This is a genomic window from Duganella violaceipulchra, from assembly GCF_019166075.1.
Classification (GTDB): Bacteria; Pseudomonadota; Gammaproteobacteria; order Burkholderiales; family Burkholderiaceae_D; genus Rugamonas; species Rugamonas violaceipulchra.
In genome coordinates, this window is record NZ_JAHTGR010000263.1 from 1 (window position 1) to 222 (window position 222).

Annotated in this window: 1 protein-coding gene; it reads right to left on the reverse strand. The window is 58.6% G+C overall.

Annotated elements, in window-relative coordinates; genetic code table 11:
• Positions 1 to 220, reverse strand: a 220-nt coding sequence (locus tag KVP70_RS33980) for a PAS domain-containing protein (RefSeq protein WP_217946822.1), incomplete at its 3' end; no start/stop codon positions are given.
• Positions 221 to 222 lie beyond the last annotated feature (2 nt).

Consider the following 222-nt stretch of genomic DNA (forward strand, 5'->3'; position numbering starts at 1 on the left):
GCGTATGGGCGCGTGCGATCACCTCCAGCGGATCGGAAATATCGGCGGGCGTGATCTTGTTCATCACGTCCGAAGCCTTGTAGCCCAGCATGCGCTCGGCGCCGACATTGAAAATCTGGATCACGCCTTGGGCGTCAGTGGCGATACTGGAAAAATTGGCGCTGTTGAAGATGGCGTCCTGCAGAGCGCCCGCCTTCAGTAGCAGTTGTCCATCGTACAGCG